Origin of the sequence: Cytophaga aurantiaca DSM 3654 (genome assembly GCF_000379725.1) — a bacterium.
GTDB classification, from domain to species: Bacteria; Bacteroidota; Bacteroidia; order Cytophagales; family Cytophagaceae; genus Cytophaga; species Cytophaga aurantiaca.
The window spans coordinates 23,425-46,338 of record NZ_KB903631.1 but is presented as its reverse complement, the minus strand read 5'-3'; the positions used below and the strand labels follow the sequence as shown (position 1 = coordinate 46,338).

Sequence of the window (22,914 nt, the reverse complement as noted above, 5' to 3'; positions counted from 1 at the left end):
AGTAATCAGCTACATTAAATCAACATCGTACACTTCATGACATATATAAAGAATTTATTTAGAGATAAAGCTAAAAGATATATAGCATTCATTTTTGCAATCATTATTTTTTCGGCTGCGAATCCAAATAGCAATCTACAAAATCAGCCATCCTCTGAACTTCCCAAAGGCAAGATTGTGTCTATCTTTAAACAAATCGGACACTTTTCAGATTCTGCCAAAAACTGTTTAATCAATAATGGTGAGTATTATGGCCCCAATAACGACGAGGAAGAAATTTGGGTTTGCAAAATGTATATTGATTCGGTGAATAATACGATACGCATAGAAGATTACTATGAAGTCGGAAATAGTTCATCTTCGATATCTGAATATAAATTAGTTCAAACAAAAAAAGGATGTAAAGTTCTCTATTCTAATTATGGGGGAACAAATGCCTTTACAACACAATATGAATTTGAAATATACGATTACACACTTTCAACAGAAGCACTTCTGCGTGATTCAAGTAAAAGTACATTAAAGAAATTTACCATCGATACCAAAGATTTTTTTGCATCCAATACACCCGATTCTATAATCACAAAATACAAGAGCCACTCAAGTTATTTCTGTCGCCTTGTAGATATTGAAAATGGTATTGCAGAGTACATACTTTTTGACAACTTTGGTAACATGAAAGATATTAAATGGATAAAGGGTGATATAATTCGTTTTGATCTAGAAGGGAATAAATTTGTTCGTTCAGAACCTTATTATGAAGAAGAGTAAAACCCACGTGTCGACAGTCTGAGCGATAGCTGGGACTGGTGTCCCACCATTTGTCTGAATTTGGATTTTTCGGATTTATGGACAAAATGGATTGTCGTAAATTGCAATCCTTTCCATCTCCCCACTGACCCCAGTAGGGGTCACATCTTTATAGTAAAAAAATAATAAACAATACATACGCGCGCTCCCGAAGGGAGCATTCTCTAATTTTAATCCCTTCGGGATTGTGCGTACATATTTTGGATATGGTCTTTACTATATATATGTGATCCCTACCGGGATCATTACTACTTTATGAGATTGGAGGTAGATTAACAAATGTTTAAAAAATTCGCCTAATAATTGCTCCACAAAAAAAATATTTTTTTACCCATGTTGGCGCTCACCACTTCTCACCTAACCACCGCTCAACCTGCTGTTGTGCCAACGGCCGACAGCCCAGTACGCTATCCTAACAGACGCATTCTCAATTGAAAAACTTAACACCATACTGCACCATCGAGCCGAAGAGATAAAAGAAAAAGAACAGGCGGAAATAATTATGTACTGCCAGCTAAAATTTAATATTATAAAAAACTCATATATTAGATAAACGTTTGAATTGTTATTATGAGAGTCATTCTAAAAAATAAAGATCATTACGAAAACATTTACTGGATTAATGTTAAAAAAAGTAAAAAAGAGACAATGCTAATAGGAAGAGTTGGAGGAGATTATTTAGATCAGTTTTTGAACATTGATCCAAAGTTAAAAATTGAATATCATTTCACTTATCCCGAAAGTGGCGATTTCCACCATACATATCATATACTGTATGATTTTGATGAGCAATATATTAATATTTATACTGATAGAATAAATATTAAAAGAATCCTTAAAAGAAAACAATTAACTGATGATATGAATAATAATACTCTATTGTATGATGTATTTAAATTTCTATCTCACGGTGTCCCTATGTTTAAACATCAACCCTTGTTTGAAATAGAATCCTATAGTTTCGCTTCATTAGGTGTTCCAGTAAATGATGGTCAAATTAAAATATCTTACAAAAATCGAATAGTAAATTATCAAAAAAGAAAAGATGATATAATAGTTGACGGTGCAGGTCTAAAAACAGGCGTTTTCAATATTGTTGGACGAATATGCAGAAAAAATATGGAAGAAATAAGTTATGGTAATCATTCCGTTTCTAAAACAATTGAAATTTCAGAAAATTTAAAATTACAACTTTTTGCTGGTTATATAGAAAATAAATAAGAGGGTTTTCACCCATGTTAGCGTTCACCACTTTCTCACCTAACCTCCACTCAACTCGTTGTTGCGCCATCGACCAACAACCAAGTGCTGTATGATGTTAAGGCAATTATCTATTCACTGTTTCCACCTGGCAGCAGTCTTAGCGATAGCGGGAACTGGTGTCCATCATTTGTCTGGATTTGGATTTATCGGATTTAATGGACAAAATAGATTAGCGTAAATTGCAATGCTTTCTATCTACGCACTGACCCCGGTAGGGGTCACATCTTTATAGCAACAAATAACCAATCAACACATACGCGCGCTCCCGAAGGGAGCATTCTCTAATTTTAATCCCTTCAGGATTGTGCATACATATTTTGGATATGGTCTTTACTATATATATATGATCCCTACCGGGATCATTACTACTTTATGAGATTGGAGGTAGATTAACAAATGTTCCACCTGCCTCCAGTCTTAGCGATAGCGAGGACTGGTATTTGTCTGAATCCACCTGGCCCCAGTCTGAGCGAAGCAGTGTCATATATTTATAGCAGCAAACAATATATTGAATATGATTCCCTGAAAAAAATATCTATTTTTATTAAAAAAAATTAATGAAAATGATACGCAAACTTTTATACATACTTTTTAGTTTTTTTATTACAGCGGCTCAAGCACAGACAGTGCTGCAAGTAGCTAAATTTGATAACACCTTTAAATTAAATGATGGCATCTATACTTCTTATGAGCAATTGCTGAATAATGCACCTTTGTTTCCGGATTGCATGATCAACCTTTCAGGCGATAAATGGGATGATCCGGATAATGTGAATCCGAAAAAATTAACCTACTCTGCTATTGGAAATGACAGTGTTGCCATGGAATTTACTTTCCCTCTTTTTGCAACTGTATTAAAAGGAAAACTGAATATATTTTTTCAGAAAGAATTGTCTGCGGTGTATTCCAGAGGAACTATTTCTACATTTATTTTTGTAAGAGATCCGCATTCACAGAATAAGAACTTATCCGGACTGCCGTCGTCTGGTTTCACATTTCCTACTTATCCTGCTTATAATACAAATTCAGAACAATCTAGAAAAAACCTAAAATCACCCTATAAATCTTTCATTTGTATACTGGATATTCAAACCGGTCAGGTAACTAAATTAACTAAAGAAGATCTGGGATTGATCATCAAACGCGATTCCGTTTTATGCCAGCGTTATGAAAAAATAAAACCCGGAAAAAGGAATAAAAATTTACTCACCTTCATCGCCGAGTTTAATCAACGAAATCCAACACTTATTCCAATCAACAATGAAACTCTTGTTATAGAAGAAGAATAAAAACGCGCATTGCCATCACCCGCATTTTTCGCCTTGGTTGGCGACCTCTGCACTCTCCGTGGTTGTGCCTTTTCGGCCAACCACCAATTGCTCCATCCTAACAAACAAATTCAAAATCGTATATTTGTTATAATTCAGAAGGAAAACACTATGGAGAAAAATAAAGAACAAGAATTCATTGATAAAATTGACTGTCGATTTCCTTATCAAAATCGCAAAAAGTGTTTTGATCTGATTAATGAAGCAATAGCTCTTTCTCCAAATGCGGTGTTTTCTGTGATAGAAGAAATATGCAGAATCCCTTCTGACGAAAGAAATTCAACAAGTACATTTTTTCTGATTGAACTATTAACCGATATCAGAAATAAATTTGATCATCCATTAAAAGAAATGATTTTATCCGTGGCTCAAAAAATGGTTCAAGAAGAGGATATAGATGTTGATGATGCTATTTCTAAGATGTTGGTTATTAAAAATTATACCGGACAATATGCAGCATTGAGTATTTTATATTGTTCATGTGATGATATTCATGGCAAGCTTGAACCTGTATGGAAAAGCATTCGTCATCATTGGCACAATAGTTAATTGTATCGCTCAGACTATATGCAGAGACGGTTTTCTTATAATACCTACTAATAGGTATTAGACCTAAACTATAATACGCTTATTTTTACTTCAGCATATATTGGCTGCTCTCTTGCAAAATAAAAGGTATATTTACATAGTAATTTCAAAGGTCTGTACTTTTAATCTCAGCTAACCTCTCTTTCAATGAAAAGAATATTCTTATTCATACTCGTAAGTTTTTTTTCAACTTATTCTTCAAGCGTATTTGCTCAGCAATGTTGGAAATCTGTCTCTGTAGCTTCTGGTCAGTTTATGGACGGAATCAAAGATGATGGTACGCTTTGGACCTGGGGCAGCCGTGGTTCTGGGCAAAAAGTAAAAGAGTATAATGTTCCATCGGATTACTCTTATTATGGAGTCCATGTTCCCAGAAAAGTAACCAATGTTCCTCCTTCTGCCAAATGGAAAATGGTAGCGAACGGAATTTTGGCTATTCAAGAGAATGGAACGTTGTGGTCCTGGAACGCTGAAGGCGCCTATCAAATAGGCACAGATACGGATTGGGATACTGTTTCCACTTCATATAGTTTTGCAGTCCTATTAAAAACAGATGGTTCTATGTGGGGCTGGGGTAATAATCAGTTTAAACAATTCGGCGATACATTATATCAAAAGGATGCTTATACGCACGATCCTTTTTTTCCATATCCAATACGAATAGGTACTGACACGGATTGGAAACATGCGTATGCAGGTGTTGGCTCCATTCTGGCTATTAAACAAAACGGAACGTTATGGTGCTGGGGAAGCGGAAATATTGGCAACGGAACATTTGATAATAGCTACATCCCTATTCAAGTAGGTACAGATACAGACTGGGCCATGGGCGCCATAGGAGCATTTCATTGTTTTGCGCTGAAAACAAATGGCACCCTTTGGTGCTGGGGTGAAAATACCTGGGGACAATTGGGATATGAAATGCAAGGGTACCCTACCAGAACACCTATTCAGATGGGAACCGACACCGATTGGAAATTCATTACTTCTGCCGATTATTACAATGCCGCATTAAAAACCGATAACACATTATGGACATGGGGAAAAAATGATGCGGGCCAATTGGGGACAGGTTATGCAACGAATTATTCTAGTCCGCCATATGATAACGTAAGCAATCACACTCCGGCGCAGGTAGGTACAGCAACAAACTGGGTATATATTTCAACCGGAAGTTCCAATATGGCCGCGATCCAATCCGATGGAACACTCTCTACGTGGGGCACCAATCAATCGAATCAATTAGGAAGACCTGTATCTCTTCTGACAGATCCTTTGATGACTGATAGTTATATGCCTGTATCTGTTACGTGTGCAGAACCTGTTATGCCTATTGTGAAATGCGGCGTGACGTTACAAAATAAGAAAGCCTGTGCAACCGATCAATCTATAACGCTGGCGCCAACATTTGAAGATTATGCATTCATCTCCAGCTCAAATATTGATAGCATCAAATGGTCGAGCAATGGTACCGGCACGTTTTCAAATAAAAATTACAGTATAGTAGATTATAATTTTTCGGCACAAGACCGCATCAATGGTTATGTAAACATTACTGTCACGGCAAGCGGAATTAACTGCAGCGCAATGACAGCAATAGACACCATTACAATTTATCCAGCACCAACATTAGTAACTTCAGTCAATGAATCTGTTTGCGGCGATACCATACGACTTCATGCAACAATCAGTAATACGGATAATATTATATGGACCAGCGGAGGAACCGGAACATTTTCTTCACATACATCCAATCAGGATTCTGTAACCTATTATGCAAGTGCAGCTGATTTAGTAATAGGTGAAGTAATGATCTATGTATATGTAAACCGGGATGTCTGCCCATATAGTTTCGGACGAGGCACTACACTACACTATATAAATACGGTGAACGCCGGATTAGACAAAAACATTTGTGCAGGTTCAGCATTTATTATTGAAAGTGCTTCAACTAAAAACACTATTGGTGCAACTTGGTCGTCCACGGGAACAGGAACATTTTCTCCAAATGCAACATCTCTTAATCCGACCTACCAACCGTCGGCCGCTGATATAGCAGCAGGCACCGTAACACTCACGCTCACAACTTCAGATAATCAAAGCTGTGCTGCAACTTCAGATCAGACAACTCTTACTATTATACCAACTAACGCAGACGCCACAGCAGATGCAGGAGCTGATCAAACGATCTGTGGACAAACCGTTATACTATCAGGTGATGTTACAAATTCAAGTGGTGGTTTCTGGTCTACAAACGGTACAGGTACATTTAATCCCGGCGCGCATTATCTGAACACAACCTATACACTTTCGAGTGCGGATCTTGCAAGCAATACCATTGTTTTAACATTAACTCCTAACAACATATGTAATGCTGTTACTTCAGATGACTTAACAGTGCACCCTTCCACAAGCACAGGCCCTCAGGCAAATGCCGGTGCAGACATGTATATTCAATCAAATGAAACTGCAAATCTATCCGGAACAGCTTCCGGCTCTTCAGGAATAATCTGGACGAGTACAGGCACAGGTATATTCAGCAACAATACTGCGCTTACAACTACGTACACTCCTTCTCCAAACGATATTCAGAATGGCTCGGTAGAACTTATTCTTACTACAACAGGAAATGGTGCATGCTCTCCGGCACAAGACAGAATGTATCTGGCAATCGGTACAACATATTCCATTACAGGATTTGTTTATGCCGGACAGAATTTGCTGGATCAAGGCACTGTAAATCTTTTTAAACAAACTGGAAATACAATTTCATTTATTCAGGAAACGCAGGTTATTTCAGGCAGATACAGCTTTGCACATTTACCTGCGGGAATATATTTTGTTCAGGGATATCCTTCAGTAAACTCTGCTTATCACAATTTATATCTGCCTACGTATTCAGGCGGACATGCAAATTGGTATTATCAAAATTCTATTGTAATCGGAAATGTTGATATGGCTTATATACTTTCCCTTCAAGCGGCGAAGCCTTCCAATACGCTCTGGAATAGCGGAAGAGATACCATTGCTGGTACGGTCTACATGATAGGAAATACGCAAACTCTTACAGCGAGTTCAGGCAAGCCAGCTGCACACATAACCGTATTCTTAACAACTACCCAAGGCGATACGTTAACCAGTACTCAAACAGATAGTAATGGACGTTTTGTATTTTCAAATGTTATAAAAGGTGATTATGCTGTTGTGCCCAATTTTCCGGGAATTACATTAACCGACAATCAACAACGTATTTATGTTTCTACAGATGGTACTGGAACAACGATTGAAGATGCTTCTATGCAAATTGAAAAACAACCTCTTGTAACTGGCTTCACTTCTGCCACAAACACGCATACATTAAATGCTTATCCAAATCCTGCTCATACAACTGTTTCAGTTAATATAGATGGAATATTATATGGTAACGGCACAATTAGTATAATGGATGAAACGGGTGTTGTAAAATTACAACAGGAAGTAGATTTCAATTCTCCTGTTATTACATTCTCAATTGACGCACTACCTGCAGGAATATATATGATGCACATTTCATCCGAAGAAAATACATATATTTCGAAGGTTGTGAAATTTTAATTGTCCACTAAGCTTGGGCTAGATCATCTGTCGCTATTCTTAATAAAACAAAAAATCCGGCTTTCACCGGATTTTTTTGTTTGTCATAAAGTATAGCTCCCCACCTGGCGCCAGTCTTAGCGATAGCGAGGACTGGTGCGCGCCATTTGTCGGAATTTGGATTTATGGAAAAAGGAATTGCATTTTACAAACAATTGCTTTCAATTCTCATTTCTCCATTTGTAAAGTAATCATGAATATAGAATATTTATTATCTTGATACTTTCTATATATTTTAAACCTCTAACATCTACCCCCTATGAAAACTATTTTATTATTCTTTTTATCTTTTGGAATGATTGCTCAAAGCTTTGCCCAAAGCAAAACAGACACTATTAAACTTAATTTTCAAACCAAACATTTTGACGGAATGGACAATCTCGAAAAAATTAAAAGGGGAGAATTCTATCAATTAAAAATTACTAATATTAATTTAAATTTATACAAGGTATCTATTGAAACAAAAGACACTATTATAACTTCTACTCTAACCTTTCCAACATTCGACATGGCTAATCTTGGCGGAATAGAAGATGTTTTAAGTAACCTAAGCCAGATTGCTTTTGCAGAAATACTAGCGCCTAATAAAATATCTGATGAGAAAAAACAAAAAAAAATAGATTCAATTTTTTTTAATACCAAGTCTAATGCAGTATTAAAAGACACTTCCATTAAAAACATCATAAAAACGAAAATACTAGAGGAGAAAATTTTTCTTGAAAATGAAATCAGAACGATCAAAACAGACAAAGTGACTATCGAAAAAATTACCTTATCCATTCAAAAAAAAATACTAAGTTATTCAATTCTGGATACTCTTAGCACTTATTACAAAAGCTTATCTACTGGTATTAATATTGATAAGATACTAACAGAAACAGATCAGTTAAGATTGAAAATTCAACAGATTTCTACAGATCTTGACAAGCATAAGGTAAATTACCTAACATTTACTTCAGATGAACAAGTAAAAATAAAAATAAAGAACGATACTGAATTGAAAGATGCTGATAGCCTGTTGTTAGAATCTTTCAACTCAACAATAAAGCTAGTTGATGAACTATATGAAAGCATCAGTAATGATAAAATCATGTCATGGCTTACAATTTTAATCAATAAAGACAATAATAAAAGGCCATATATATCTCTTCCTCAGCAACTGAATGGAAGTGAAACAAGTCTTAAAATATCCATTATTCCTCATAAAGAGGATTCAGGGCTTCCTTCTTATATGACAACAATCAAATTCCCTCAGAGAAAACGTACGTATGTAGGAATCGGTATGGGTTTTTATGGTGCTACATTTAAAAGCAATACATATAGCACCAGTGCTACAGTAATTGATAGCGCACATACGAATTACAAAGTAGTAAATGAAAATAATCAAAGAGGCGAAATTGGATTGGTAACCTTACTTCATTTCGGATGGAGGCCTTGTAAAAACCATGATTGGTTTGCACTCAACCTATCAACAGGTCCAGCATTATCCTTTACAACTACTGTTAAACCCCGCATTGCGTTAGGCGGCGGAGTAGCCTTTGGAAGAAACCAGCAGATGCTTTCTATCAATGCTCTTTACATGGCAGGATATGTTGATCAAAAAAGCAATGTATACGATACTAACACAACATATAACTACAAACCGGAAAATGTAACTGTAAACAAACTAGCAGGAGCGTTTGGTCTTTCGCTGGGCTATATTTATAAGTTTTAAAAATATTAAATTATTGGATAGGTTGCTGATTCAAATAATTCAAATAAAAAAGGCTCACTAGTTAGTGAGCCTTTTTTATTGAAGATGAAAAAAGGATTATTTTTTAAGTATTTTGATTGTTTGTAAAACGCCTGCCTGTATTGCATACAATGCCGGCTACAGATCTGTAAGATCAAGCATTACAGATTGCTAAGACTGACGCCAGTGAACATCAGATATAGTATCTATTATTTTTTAATGATCTTTTGTTTAACGAGTACATTATGTTGTTTATGAATAAATGCAATGTATAAACCCGATGGCAGAGATGTTACAGAGAGGGTATGTTCCGGATGTTCTACTGAAATAATTTTCATGCCCTGCATGTCATAGATTTCAATACGTATAACAGCTGCTGTATCACTAATGAAAAGTTGATCTTCCACCGGATTTGGTAAAAGTATTAATTGATTTTCTTCTGTGACCGGCTCTGCTGCGGTTACCAGTGGAGTCGTTGTTTGAGTTACCGTAATGTTAAACGTTACTGTGCTGGTCGTGCCACAGGTATTCATATAGGTAGCGATGTAAGCTCCGCTCATCGCAGCAGTAAGACCGGTTCTGCTTATTTCCCTGGCAGTAGCAGTAAATTCATTGGGGCCTGACCATCTCCATGTACCACCAGATACAGGCTGAGGACCAAACTTGAATGACCCTCCTGCTGCTACAGAAGCGCTGGATGTACTTTGCCATGCACCGCCGTTAATCTGTACATACGGCACTATAGCTGTTGCATTACAACCGCTTGTTGTTACCGTGATGTTAAATGTTAACGTACTTATAGCACCGCATGCATTTGTATACGTAGCAACATAACCTCCTGCCATGGCAGGAGTAACTGCAGTTCTGCTAATCTCACGCGTAGTGGCTGTGAATCCGCCCGGACCCGACCATCTCCACGTACCGCCCGTTACAGGCTGTGGACCGAGTTTAAAAGAAGCGCCTGCTGCCAGTGAAACACTTGATGAATTTTGCCATGCACCTGCGTTTACCTGAGCATAGGGCACAATAGCTGTTGGCGCGCAACTGCTCTGTACAAAATTAGCTGTAAGCGTTGTATTTGCTGCAGGTGTTGAAATGGTATGTGTGATGGAACCGCCATCCGACCAGGAAGAAAATGTATACGTAACACCATTCAGTACCTGTGGCGAAGTAGTAGAGATCTCTCTCAGGATACCTCTTACGCCCACAAAAGAATAGGGCGCTGCAACACTTGCACCATCTAATTTTACGGATAATCCCGAAGGATTGGTAGCTAACGTAATTGTTGAAGTTACAGGAATTATATCTCTTGACGTTGTATACGTAGCGCCGCTTGCATCAACCACGGTAAGAAATATCCGGAACAGTACATTCGCAGAAGTTTCCATTTGCGTAGGTATTGTAAACGTGCCGGACTTAATGCCGCTTACCGGTTCCATTGCCGGATGACTATGCGAAGGTGTATCAAAATGATATAAATCAATCTTCCACGTAAAAGCACTTGCCGGTAATGTTCCATCTTCTGCATCCGTACCGGTAGCTGTAAACGTTATAACATCTCCTCCTGAATACGTAGCCCCTATTGCAGGAGAAGTAATAGTTGCTGTAGGTAATTGATTGTTGAGTACCGTAAGCGTGGCTTGATTGCTGGTAACAGTACCAACCGTATTCTGAAGACGTACGCTGAATTTGGCATTGTTGTCAGCTAATACAGTACTGGCTATTGTATAGCTCGCAGAAGTTGCTCCTGAAATAGAGACACCATCTCGCAGCCACTGATATGTTGGTGCCGGGTTACCTGATGCAACTACTGTAAATGTAACTGACTGTCCCGCAGAAACTGTTTTATCCGCAGGCTGCACTGCTACGACAGGCACACCACTTCCGGTATAATTTACTTTCCATACTACGCCGTTTGTGCTGGACGTGTTCGCATCGTCTGAGCCACCCGGAATTCCACCGCGCGCTATAAAATAAAGCGTTCCGTCATTGCCTATTACCATATCCAATGGGCGGTTAATGCCGCTTGCAAAAGTTGTTACAGCTTTTGTAGAAAGATCTAAGGTTTTAATATTTCCATCGCAGTAATCACCAAAAAAATAGTTGCCTGTATAAGCAGATGGGAACTGTGCGACAGCTGGATTATAAAAAGCACCGGCAGTTATTGCGCATCCGCCTGCATTGTGATTGTACGCATAGAAAGGATCCTGGTAATTTGCAGGCATAGTCTGGTTTGTTCTTACCCCTTCAATTTCAGGCCATCCATAATTTTTTCCCGCTAATCCATCATTGATCTCTTCCCATGTACCGGCTCCCACATCGTTAATAAAGAGTCTTCCTGTTCCCGGCTGCACAGCCAGTTTAAAAGGGTTCCGAAAGCCCAGTGCCCAGATTGCACGGTTGTTGCCGGTTGCAGAAGTGTAAAAAGGATTGTCTGTAGGAATGCTTCCATCTGAATTGATCCGCAAAACTTTTCCTAACAAGGTATTAAATGACTGGGAATTTGATGATACAGTATTTTCTCCTGTTGAAATAAAAATTTTTCCATCTTTAAATGCAAGGCCGCCGCCGTTGTGATATCCTACTGAACCGAGATCGTTCAGATTTATCAATACCAATTCACTTCCTGCCACAGCAACATCACCATTCGCTGTAAAGCGACTCACACGATTGTTACTTACATTCGTTGCAGGCGACTTATACGTGTAATAGGTGTATACATAGTGGTTCGTGGCAAAGTCCGGATCTATCAGCACTTTCAACAATCCCCGTTCGTTAAAGTTATCCAGATTGGGAATGGTGATAAATGGAGTAGGCAGTAAAGATCCATTTTTAATAATACGTATTTTCCCATTTTTCTCTGCCAGAAAAATGCGCCCGTCAGGAGCGATGTCCATTGCTACCGGATCAAGTCCTGTGGCAATTTGTACGCCTGCAAAATTTGTTGGGAATGTTTGTGCAAACAGACTTTGAGTCTGTATCAAAAGGAATAGTACGAAAACGTACATACTATTATTTAATGCATTGAAATGCATGTGTGGTATTTTTTTTTTCATACACGATAGCTGTTATGTTAAAAATTATTTATTTAAAAGTTAAAACCCATCTGGCGCCAGTCTGAGCGCAGCGGAGACTGTTGTCCACTATTAGGAAGCGTCTCTGACTGCAATTACACTGGCAGCAGCCTTCACTACTATGAGAGATATAGATTACTTTGAAACAGTGTCAACCTCTTTAGCCATTGTTTTTACAATACTTTTAACAGACTTTTTTATAACCTTCTCAGATTTTTTTGTGTGTTCTGCTTTTGAACTTTTCAATACTTTGTTAATAGCAGTAGTAATTTTTGCTCTTACTGCTTTCCGTTCTTCCTTTTTCATATGTGTATGTTAAAACATTTGATTTAACTAAAGGTGATGATATACTTTTAAGGAAAATTACATCATTACAGAATAAGCTTATACAATCGTACACGCAGTAGGAATATTCTTGTTCTCAGCAAGAACATAGTCATAAAATAGTACTCGTTGTCCCTTCGCTGATAAATCTCACCTGGCGTCAGTCTGAGCGCCAGATTCCATACATTTATGCTTTCTGCTGAATCGCTCTTTTAAGGATCGACCCTAGTCCATTGTAGGGCTTATTGCCGTTAAGGTTTGCAAGGATGGAACCCAAACCTCCTATACGTCCGCCCTGAAACGCGCCTAATAATGTTCCTCCCAAACCGCCGCCTAAGCCACCACCCGAAATACTACCCGATTGTGCTCTTCTGTTTACCATCTTAGAAAGAATAAATGGCACTGCCACACCGATCAATCCTTTTACAATGCTATTGATGGGAATATTTGCTTTCTCCAGCATGTTGCTAAAACCATGCTTTTCGAAAAAACCTTTATCGTTTGCTTCTTCCGGAATCGTTACGAGTGCACTGCTTTTTTCTACCAGATTATTAAGCACACCTGTTTGTTCATCTGTAATATCAAGATACCTGCAGATGCCTTTTATTTTTTCTTGCTCATCTGCTGTATACTGTCCGTCTGATTTTGCAAAACTGATGATGTCGGTGATCAGCGAAAACCTGAGCTCGCTTTGTTTCAATACATCGAGGTAGTATGGCAACTGCGCATTTGTGATATCCTTTGCTGCATCTTGTGCAACAGACGGCTTAACTGCGGCTGCCTCACACAAAGCGCTCAGGTATTCAAGCTCATCTTCTGTAGCCGTACGATCTGCAGTAGCAATAGAAGCGATTGCACCAATATAAGCTGTTCTTTCTTCATCTGTATATACATCTAATAAACCCGTCTCATTCATAGCTGTACTGTTTGTGTTGGTTGTTTAATTAAATTACAACAAACGTTTCATACTTATCAAGTACTACTGTAAGAAGATTATTTTGCACGTAACAAAAAATAAAAAACGTATAATGTATTTTTGAAATAATTTAGTATAGCATATTCTGACTCCAGTCTTAGCGCAGTGGGTCTGCACTTCCGGATTTGTAATCCGGAAGCCAGATAAATAGGATTTACAATCCGTCACCGATGTTAGCATTTCCAACTCTCATCTAACAGCAAATTAATCCACTGCTATAACAGCACCTCACACGCCTTGGAATACTGCATCTTCTCGATCTGAGCATCTACCTATTGTGATCTGCAATTGTGAAAAAATAATTGTATATTAATATATACCAGCTAACATACATCATTATGGACTTAAATAAATTACCTGACAACGAAATGAAGCCACTTAATATCGAGATGGTTTCCACCAAGAAAAAAAGAAATTATGGTTTGCTCATTGCAGGACTTATGCTTGCTAATATTATTTTGTTCCTGCTCTTTTCAAATGAGGAAGGAGATATCAGCCACAAGCTTTTTGTTGGATTAAAAATACTGGTAGTCGGGAGCATTGTAGCAGGCTTTGGCCTTGGACTCATTACTGCACTTATTCCAACTAAAAATGGCCAATACAGTGAAAAATATTTCAGGGCATCGTTACTGAATATAATCATCATACAAGTCATACTACTTCCTGTGCAGATTTTTTTCAGTATATATAAATAATTTATTTTGATTACCCCACTTTCACCTGGCACCAGTCTTAGCGATATCAGGGACTGGTGTCCATCTTTTGTCATTCTCTGTCCACCGCAGAGCAATTAAAATAGTATACTGCTAAAAATTAAAGCTGTTATTTCCGGCTATCGCTCAGACTAGTGCCAGGAAATGTCAGAAGTCAGAATAGTCGAAATGATAAACCCCACCTTCATTCTTCCAAATTGATACAGAAAGGAATTTTATCTATGCGTATAAATACAAGAATTCATTTCCGGTAATTTTTATTTACACTCTTAAGATAGAGTATGAAGCAATGCATCTTTTTAAAAAACGTTTTGTTTATATGTCTTTTGATAGGATTATTATTTTTTCATACTACTCTTTCGCAGGCACAGCAGCGTTATCAAGGGAAAACGCCGATGTACCCTAAAGTATCTTTTCTTTTCGGTGCGGGTATGGTCTCTGCTCACAACCATCCAGGGAATCTAAGCCTCAGCTTTCCTTATCAAACAATGGATGCAGGACACAACATGTACGCACATGTCTTCAAGACAAACACCCGGCATCTTCTATCAAACAGTTCTCCCGAGCTGCTGTTTGGTATAGATATTACAAAGTCCCATGTTACATTTAACTTCAGCACCGGATTCAATACATCTTATAATGGAGCTTTTTATTCTCTTGGCGCCGGAATGAATTTATTTCTTGGACACAACCAACGTTCGCCTGCATCAAGAATGCAGCAAGCCGGATGGATCATAAGACCTTCTCTCAACCTTTCGTTTTTCAGCTTCACCACTGGCGATATCGGATCTATTGATAACAACAATGTAACCATCTACGTACTTGGCAGTACGGCAAAACCAAAATTCACGTACTACAGAAACAAGCATACCTACACAGGGTATGCCAACAAACTTGTTGTAATCTACAAGCAAAATCAGATTGGCATTGAGCCCAAAATAGCAGTATGCACCAACCCATACAGACCTGGAGTAGGTGTGCAATTTTTTGCGTCTTACTTTATTCCGCTATCTCAAAGCTGCGGACTTGTGCTGAGACAACACGATATCAAAAAAAACGCAACACAATTTATATCCGGAAGTTCAAAAAACAATCTGAATCGTCACGATGAGATAACAGCAACATACAACAATCAACGAATTACGTCTACTCCTTTTGACGCAAATTATTTTTTTATAGGAGTTGCCATAGTGTTCACCATTCAGGATTAGTGATTCTAAGCTGGCGTCAGTGTGCGTGACAGATTAGTATTACGCAAAAAATAAATTCAACCTTTTTATTAAAGTATACCACTATTGCTGAATCACCCCTTCAGTAACGCACTTGATGATGAGCTGTGCCAAGGTTTTGCAATTGCCTTTTTTCATAATATTTTTCCGGTGTGTATTAACCGTGTTTATTGAAATACAAAGTTTATCTGCAATCTCTGTGCTGATCATACCGCCGGCCATCAATTTTAGAATTTCTATTTCACGTTTACTAAACAACAGTTGTTTAGTCGATAAAAATTTCTGATCACCGAATGTGAGCGGAATGTCCATGTACGAAGGCTCGCCTAACATGCCTATGACAGAAACTTTATAATTATTTTGTGCAGTAAGATGATTAATGTTTGTATGAACATTTAAGGACTTCCCTATATTTCCTTCTTCGTCGGTTGTTAAGATGATGCCTTGATGATGAAACAACTGATATGTTCCGTCACGTGTTTTTAATCGGAAACAATAGGACACTTTATACTTTTTATTGCTAGACCTATCAATTTTATTGAATATAAGATCCCATACTGCCGCCTCGGCTTTGGCAACAAACATCATATCATCGGGATGAATCTCATCAAGAATATCCTGAAACACTACGCTGTCCGGATCAAAGCCGTGAATGTCTTTAACCGACGGACTCATGTGGTTTATTTTCATATCAAAAAAATCAACGATGAAATAATAAAATGGACCATTTGTAAATATAGACTTGGTAAGATCATCCAGAGTAAGTCCTTCAAGCGCCACTTCTTTTTTACTTACAAATTCTCTGGAATTATTCCATACGGAATGCAACAGATCTACATTGGGTTTCATGGCTGTTCTAAAATTAATATGTTACTAAAACGTATAACGCAAATAACATGCCCAAATACACTAATTTAAATATCCTTATGTACTTACTGAAATCCTCAAGCCTATATTGCGCGATACACTATGGGTAAAAATTTTAGATTCGTTACAGAGAACTACTTTACTCCCCTGCTTCAATCATTGCCTTATAAATAACAGGAAGATAATTTTTTACAAAATTGTATGATTGAAGATCTGGATCTTGTACCGCAATATTATGATTCACTGCGATCACACATTTCCGGTACGGAAAAACAATCAGAAATTGACCTCCATAACCTAAACAATAATTTACGACTTCGCCTTCATACCTGGTCTGATACCAGCACAACCCTACCTTTGAGTCCGGCAATCCCCATGGCGTTTCACGTTTTAGACTTAGGTCGCAAAGGATTTTTATGTATGAATACGAAATTACAGATGTCTTATTTATCGTACCCTTCTGCACAATCAGATTACCAATCTTTGCCAGATCTGTCGTACGAAGTGCCAGAGAAATTCCTGCGCCATCATAAAAACCGTCTCGCAATATGTCCCACTTGTAACTTTTAATACCTAATGGTTTAAATAAATATTGTTGTGCAAAATCTGCCGTTTCCATTTTCGATGCTTTAGTCACAATAGCGGATAAGAGATGTGTTGCAGGGGAGTTGTATCGATACTCTTTACCCGGCTCGGATACTAAAGGTTGCGAAAGTAAAAAGGCGCTGGGGTTTGGACTGTTCAACCAGATTTGCATTTGAGAAGGCCACTCTTCATAATCAGCTAGTCCGGAGGCATGATTCAATACATGCCGGATCGTAATACGCTTCTTTGCTGCAGATGTGTCCGTTAGCAATTCAGGAAAAAAATCAGTCAATGGTTGATCCAGACTCTGAAGAAATTTCTTATCCAATGCAATGCCTATCAACAGAGACATGATGCTTTTTGTGATGGACTTTACTTCTATCAAATCATTTTCTGTTTTGCCCTGATAAAATTGTTTGAAAATAGTCTGATCGTTTTTGGTCACGATCACAGAATACAAACCTTTGTCGGATAATAGTTCCGGAAGTTTCAGCGAATCGTTCGCCTGAAGAAGCAACGGTACAACTGCAAAAAGAGTAAAAAGAATTTTTTTCATATTAAAAAGCTACTGGTTCGTGCAAATAAATATATTATATTTTTCTTTTTTCTTTAACACAGGTTATAGATATATTCTTAAAAGATTGTCTGCAAGGCATTACAATTTCCACATACAACTTTTTTGTTATTCCTTCACAAAGCTTTTAACAATACTTTCATCATTCGTTTTAATTCTTAAGAGATACAAACCTTGCGGGATCTGACCGAGATCTAATTCTGTTTGTAACCCACCCATCTGTATGTTCTTTTCAAATATTAAATTGCCTGTATGACTGTAAACCGAACACGTAATTACCGTACTCGAAGATTTCGGCAAAGCGATATACAATTTATCTTTTGTTGGGTTAGGAAATAGTATCAAAGAATTTTCAGTCAACACTTCTTCCGTATCTGTAGTAGTACACGCCACATCATCTGTAATACCCAAGCCACCATCATTAATAACCCATCCTTTACTTAGAAGTGCCGATCTTGACACATTTCCAATCACAGAGTATTTGCTTTTCCCTCCATCAAAATTCACACCCGACTTCACTGATTGTACCGACCATCCATACAATATAGCATCATAATTATTTTTACATAAGGCAACATTATTAAACATATAATACATATCTGTTACCGATGTAACATTCCAGTTACCTAATGGTTGATTGAAAGCAACTGCATCAGAAAACATCAGTCGCATGTCAGTAACAGAACCCGTATTCCAATTTCCAATAGACTGATTGAAAGTCGTTGCTCTTTGAAACATTGCATACATGTCCGTAACTGATGATGTATTCCAGTTGCCTATTGGTTGATTAAAATTATACGTATCTTGAAACATATATGCCATACTTTTAACGGATACGGTATTCCAATCTCCAATAGGCTGATTGAAGGCTGATGCCGCAAACATAGTATACATTTGTGTAACAGCTCCTGTATTCCAGTTACCTATCGGCTGATTGAAAGCCGTAGCACCGGCAAACATAAGACCCATATCGGTAACGGCTGAAGTGTTCCAATTGCCTATGGGCTGATTAAATTTTTCCGCTCGCCAAAACATGCTATTCATATTCGTAACGGCTGCGGTATTCCAACTTCCAATTGGCTGATTGAAGTTCGCATCATAAAACATACCTTCCATATTGGTGACAGCAGATGTATTCCATGAATCAATCGGCTGATTGAAATTATACGTAGTAGCAAACATATATCTCATGTTTGTAACAGATGATGTGTTCCAGCTCCCAATCGGCTGATTGAAATTATATGCATTATTGAACATACTTCCCATATTTTTAACAGCTGCTGTATTCCAGTTACCTATTGGCTGGTTAAACGTTCTTGCATCAGAAAACATTGATTGCATATTGGTAACCGATGCTGTATTCCAGGTGCCGATCGGCGAATTAAAACTTAGCGCATACTCAAACATATAACTCAGATCTGTAACTGTAGATGGCAATGTTGCAGGCACTTCAACAAGATCTTCAGCTCTTTGAAATGCATACGACAAATCTGTAAGACCTAAGCCATCCCAGCTGAGCACTTTAGTAAGTCTATATGGGCTACCACTATAATGACTTAATATACCTGATATGGTAACCGTTTTTATTCCACTTGTTACATAGGTATGTGTTTTATTGCCTTCTGTAGTAAATACTTCCAGAGCAGAACCATCTCCCCAATCAACCTGTACATCAACTGTACCCTTAAGCGATAAGGTTATTTGCTCATTTGGAACCAACAAGTCGTATTCCAGAACCATTTGTGCATGTGCGACATTCGCAACCATGAAAATAAGTCCAATAAAAAATAATTTTAATTTCCCCATAAATGTAATTTGTAATGAAATATGCATGTCTGCTTTTTAAAAATAAAAAACTATTTAAAAGATTTTTTATATTGAAAGTAAATGTATTACAAAGAGAAAAAGTAACCTAAAAAATTGTTATTTTTAAATTAATCCACACCTGTAACATTTTAACTATTTCTCCCTCGCAATGAATGCAAAAAATCAAATTAGGCTCAACCTCTCTTTAGGCAGTACTTGACAATTATCTTTTTTACTTCCTGGTAATTAAAGGACTCCACTCCTGATTTTACGCATGTAGGAATACACATTCGTGGCTGCAAATTCTCAATTACGTACTTTAAATACCGTCTATACGTTTTAGAAAAAAATGCGTATCTTAGAGTAGTACTTGTTATGAAAAAAACAGATTCTATCTATACCATTCAGAAGATTGCATCTCTGAAATTCTTATTCTTTCTATTCATTGCTCTGTCAGGCACCTATACGAATGCCCAGAACACATTGAATATTAAGGATGATGTATTGCACTATCCATTAAGAAGTGATTTAATTCAGATATATAAAGACTCAAGTAGCAGCTACGTTTCTCCAGAGAGCATTCAAACAAAATTATTCAGCTCAGAAGACAGTTATTTTTTTTCGAATCCTGATCCGGCAGCCACCTATTGGGGTAAGTTCTTACTGACAGACCATTCTTCCGTTAACAATCACTGGTTCTTTATCTCCTATAACTACAGCATAGACTCACTGGATGTGTTTGCGTATAAGAACTCTGCTTTACTTTTCCATAAAAAATACCGTTTCAATTTTCCGGAGGAAACAACAAAAGAAATGCGTCATAAACATTTCACCATTGATTTTTCCATTCCCAAAAACGATACTATAACGCTGTATATTAAATTAAAAAATAAAAACGCAACTCAATACGATTTTGCGTTGGTAGAACACAAAAAACTTTTTTCAGAAAGCGTATTTGAATTCTATCTTTTCGGACTTTTTTATGGTGGCCTTATACTCATGGCGTTCTATCACTTAAGCACCTACTTCAGCTTACGAGACAAAGCATATGTATATTATTCGATATATATTGTATTGCAGGGGCTTTATATGAGTTACAGAGACTCAACTGCTTTAGTGAATTTATTTGCAGGTACACCATGGCTGATTGAGTATACATTGAATACACTGTTCTTTCTTTTATCTGTTTCAGCTTTATTGTATGGACGCTCCTTCCTTAAACTGAAAAATTTCAGATTATTTAATATTCTGATCTATATATTTATCAGTATTCGCCTACCCTTTATATTTATATACAAAGACTATCCGCTTGCAATTATGTGGATCGATCTTGTAGCACCCGTACTTGTTTTTATATTTTCGATTATATCCCGTTTTGAAAAAAATAAAACAGCTACCTTATTCAGTGTCGGTTTTCTTGCTATAAGCATAGGCTATCTGATCAATGTATTATGGCATGCCAACATTATTGATTGCACAACAGATGTATTTTATTCTCTTTACTACACCATCATTATTCAATCGTTGCTGCTTGCCATTGCGAATGCATACCGATTAAATACGCTTAAAGTTGACAAATTAAAAAAACAGTTGCTTGAAGAAAAAGTGATTGAAAATACATTGATGATCAAACACCAGGAAGAACTGATCAAAGAAAAAACAGACGATCTGGATATGCTCTTATACCGTGCGTCACACGATATCAAAGGACCTTTAAAATCCATTGATGGCTTGTGTTATCTTGGCAAGCGCGATCAGGAGAACGCAGACATGTATTTTGAAAATATTCATTTGGTCTCAAAAAGACTTCAGAATATATTGAACTCATTGTTGCAGATCGCAGAGCATAACCGTTCGGAGGTCACTATAGAGCCTGTCAATATTTACACATTAATAAATGAATGCATCCGTGAAAATTTAGTTGCGTATCCGGATATCAAGAAGATCACCTTCAATATAAACGTTCCTGAAGATGCGGTAATCAACTCTGAACGATTTACATTGCTTTCAATTATTCAGAATATTATTGAAAATGCAATTAAGTATATGGACAAATCGAAAGCAGAGAATATTGTTTCGATCACCTTTACTCAATCTGCCGATGAACAGGTATTAACATTCGAAGACAATGGAATCGGGATCAATGAAAAATCCCTTACAAATATTTTTCAAATGTTTTATCGTGCAAACAACGTAAACCCTGGAGGCGTTGGACTTGGTTTGTATATTGTGAAACAACACATAGACCGTTTGAACGGAGAGATCGAAATTGATTCTAAAGAACATGAGTTCACACGGTTCACGATTCGTTTTCCAAGGTAAGTACGATTTTGAAGTATTTTTCTATATTTAATAAAATTTCTGAATGAACTTATTAAAATTAAACCGCTGGAAATTATTTCTTTTAATTTCGCCTTTTTTATTATTCTTTGTCATCATTCCTCTCCTACTCGAATCCATTTATTTGGAGTTCTTAATAGAACCATGTGTCATCCTTTACTCTGTTTTTTTCTTTGGTTGGCATTATCAAATTGGTGCTTACTTGCAAAAAGATACGTCAAAAATAAAATTCTTTAAATTATTCTTTCTGATCCATGGCACTCTGTTTGTAAGTTCTTTTATTGTTCAATTTTATCGTGAATACATCTTACATGAAGATCCGCTTACCTTGTGGATACCGAATGAAATTACTCCATTTTCTGTAGTTGCATTCATTATGCTTATGTTATTGAGCACTTTCTCTATCATATATTTGTTTTCTTTTAATGTTAAAACGCTGTTAAGCCTCAAAAACCCTGCATGGCCCTATAATGGTGTACAAACAACATTGCTTCTTTTATACGCTCCTTTTTTTGGTGTGTTGTTTTTACAACCCAGAATAAATAAATATATAGAGTCAAAAGAAACTAATTAAGAGACTAATCTAAATCAAATAGACATGAATAAAACATGGAATGGATTCTATCTTTACGGACCTGACTACACAGGAAAAAATCCGAAAGTTGATTTCACTGCACAACTGGAATTCAATGGAGATGAATTTGAAGGCACGTGTAAAGAATCCGGCATAAGTGCACATAAAGAAGCGGCCTTCATGAAAGGTTTCATTGATAGAGAAAATAACACCATCAGTTTTATTTTGAAGTATCCATATTCTTACTGGGAAGGAGAAGATGGAACAGTAGAATACGATACTTCTCAACCGCATCCGGATATTTATTACTTCGGAAATTTTAATTCAGAAACAAATTCCTACGATGGTGAATGGGAGCTTACAACCGAAGTATATGATGAAGATGGTGAGCCGTTCGAATGGACTGATTATGGAACATGGGAAATGTTTACATAAAATGGATTGAACAGTAAAAATAAATGTGTGTTGATTAAATTATAATTAAAAAAAACAAAAAAG

At 37.1% G+C, this 22,914-nt stretch carries 17 protein-coding genes; 11 read left to right on the top strand and 6 right to left on the bottom strand.

Annotation, left to right across the window (positions count from 1 at the left end; translation table 11 throughout):
* Positions 1-36: 36 nt before the first annotated feature.
* The 6 genes from A3EE_RS0107495 (at position 37) to A3EE_RS0107470 (ending at position 9,336) form a co-directional block, all read left to right on the top strand.
* A complete protein-coding gene (locus tag A3EE_RS0107495) occupies positions 37-771 on the top strand; it encodes a hypothetical protein (protein WP_018342828.1) in 735 nt (244 codons plus the stop codon).
* Positions 772-1,380: 609 nt separating this feature from the next.
* Positions 1,381-2,031, top strand: a complete 651-nt coding sequence (locus tag A3EE_RS0107490) for a hypothetical protein (protein ID WP_018342827.1) — start codon at positions 1,381-1,383, stop codon at positions 2,029-2,031.
* A 605-nt stretch (positions 2,032-2,636) separates the two neighbouring features.
* A complete protein-coding gene (locus A3EE_RS0107485) occupies positions 2,637-3,362 on the top strand; it encodes a hypothetical protein (RefSeq protein WP_157446934.1) in 726 nt (241 codons plus the stop codon).
* Positions 3,363-3,512: 150 nt separating this feature from the next.
* Entirely contained in the window at positions 3,513-3,950 is a 438-nt protein-coding gene (locus A3EE_RS0107480; RefSeq protein ID WP_018342825.1) for a hypothetical protein, read from the top strand.
* Between the two features lie 186 nt (positions 3,951-4,136).
* Positions 4,137-7,583, top strand: coding sequence for a T9SS type A sorting domain-containing protein (locus A3EE_RS21270; RefSeq protein ID WP_018342824.1), 3,447 nt, complete (start codon positions 4,137-4,139; stop codon positions 7,581-7,583).
* A gap of 298 nt (positions 7,584-7,881) precedes the next feature.
* Positions 7,882-9,336 carry a hypothetical protein gene (locus tag A3EE_RS0107470; RefSeq protein ID WP_018342823.1) on the top strand — a complete coding sequence of 485 codons (1,455 nt, stop codon included), beginning with the start codon at positions 7,882-7,884 and terminating at the stop codon, positions 9,334-9,336.
* Positions 9,337-9,563: 227 nt separating this feature from the next.
* Here the strand turns inward: A3EE_RS0107470 and A3EE_RS21265 are convergent, their stop codons facing one another.
* From A3EE_RS21265 to A3EE_RS0107455, 3 genes are all read right to left on the bottom strand, one after another.
* On the bottom strand, positions 9,564-12,410 hold the full coding sequence (locus A3EE_RS21265; protein WP_018342822.1) for a PQQ-dependent sugar dehydrogenase: 2,847 nt from the start codon (positions 12,408-12,410) through the stop codon (positions 9,564-9,566).
* A gap of 153 nt (positions 12,411-12,563) precedes the next feature.
* The gene (locus tag A3EE_RS21820) at positions 12,564-12,734 is read right to left on the bottom strand and encodes a hypothetical protein (RefSeq protein WP_018342821.1); all 171 of its coding nucleotides are present in this window, start codon (positions 12,732-12,734) and stop codon (positions 12,564-12,566) included.
* 205 nt (positions 12,735-12,939) lie between these two features.
* Complete coding sequence (locus A3EE_RS0107455; protein ID WP_018342820.1) at positions 12,940-13,668, bottom strand: tellurite resistance TerB family protein; 729 nt, start codon at positions 13,666-13,668, stop codon at positions 12,940-12,942.
* Between the two features lie 398 nt (positions 13,669-14,066).
* On the opposite strand from A3EE_RS0107455, the gene A3EE_RS0107450 reads away from it, so the two are divergent.
* Both A3EE_RS0107450 and A3EE_RS0107445 read left to right on the top strand, forming a co-directional pair.
* Positions 14,067-14,423, top strand: a complete 357-nt coding sequence (locus A3EE_RS0107450) for a hypothetical protein (RefSeq protein WP_018342819.1) — start codon at positions 14,067-14,069, stop codon at positions 14,421-14,423.
* A 344-nt stretch (positions 14,424-14,767) separates the two neighbouring features.
* Positions 14,768-15,652, top strand: coding sequence for a hypothetical protein (locus A3EE_RS0107445; protein WP_157446933.1), 885 nt, complete (start codon positions 14,768-14,770; stop codon positions 15,650-15,652).
* Between the two features lie 81 nt (positions 15,653-15,733).
* Here A3EE_RS0107445 and A3EE_RS21260 read toward each other — a convergent pair whose 3' ends face one another.
* The 3 genes from A3EE_RS21260 to A3EE_RS21255 form a co-directional block, all read right to left on the bottom strand.
* The gene (locus A3EE_RS21260) at positions 15,734-16,519 is read right to left on the bottom strand and encodes a LuxR C-terminal-related transcriptional regulator (RefSeq protein WP_018342817.1); all 786 of its coding nucleotides are present in this window, start codon (positions 16,517-16,519) and stop codon (positions 15,734-15,736) included.
* Between the two features lie 157 nt (positions 16,520-16,676).
* Positions 16,677-17,678 (bottom strand): serine hydrolase domain-containing protein, encoded by a 1,002-nt coding sequence (locus tag A3EE_RS0107435; protein WP_018342816.1) that lies wholly within the window; start codon positions 17,676-17,678, stop codon positions 16,677-16,679.
* 126 nt (positions 17,679-17,804) lie between these two features.
* On the bottom strand, positions 17,805-19,502 hold the full coding sequence (locus A3EE_RS21255) for a BspA family leucine-rich repeat surface protein (RefSeq protein WP_169334019.1): 1,698 nt from the start codon (positions 19,500-19,502) through the stop codon (positions 17,805-17,807).
* A 375-nt stretch (positions 19,503-19,877) separates the two neighbouring features.
* Here A3EE_RS21255 and A3EE_RS0107420 point away from each other — a divergent pair, with 375 nt between their 5' ends.
* Genes A3EE_RS0107420 through A3EE_RS0107410 form a run of 3 tightly spaced genes read left to right on the top strand, consistent with a single transcriptional unit; the run spans position 19,878 to position 22,851 of the window.
* Entirely contained in the window at positions 19,878-21,824 is a 1,947-nt protein-coding gene (locus A3EE_RS0107420) for a sensor histidine kinase (RefSeq protein ID WP_018342813.1), read from the top strand.
* A 43-nt stretch (positions 21,825-21,867) separates the two neighbouring features.
* Complete coding sequence (locus A3EE_RS0107415) at positions 21,868-22,416, top strand: hypothetical protein (RefSeq protein WP_018342812.1); 549 nt, start codon at positions 21,868-21,870, stop codon at positions 22,414-22,416.
* 24 nt (positions 22,417-22,440) lie between these two features.
* A complete protein-coding gene (locus tag A3EE_RS0107410) occupies positions 22,441-22,851 on the top strand; it encodes a hypothetical protein (protein WP_018342811.1) in 411 nt (136 codons plus the stop codon).
* Positions 22,852-22,914 lie beyond the last annotated feature (63 nt).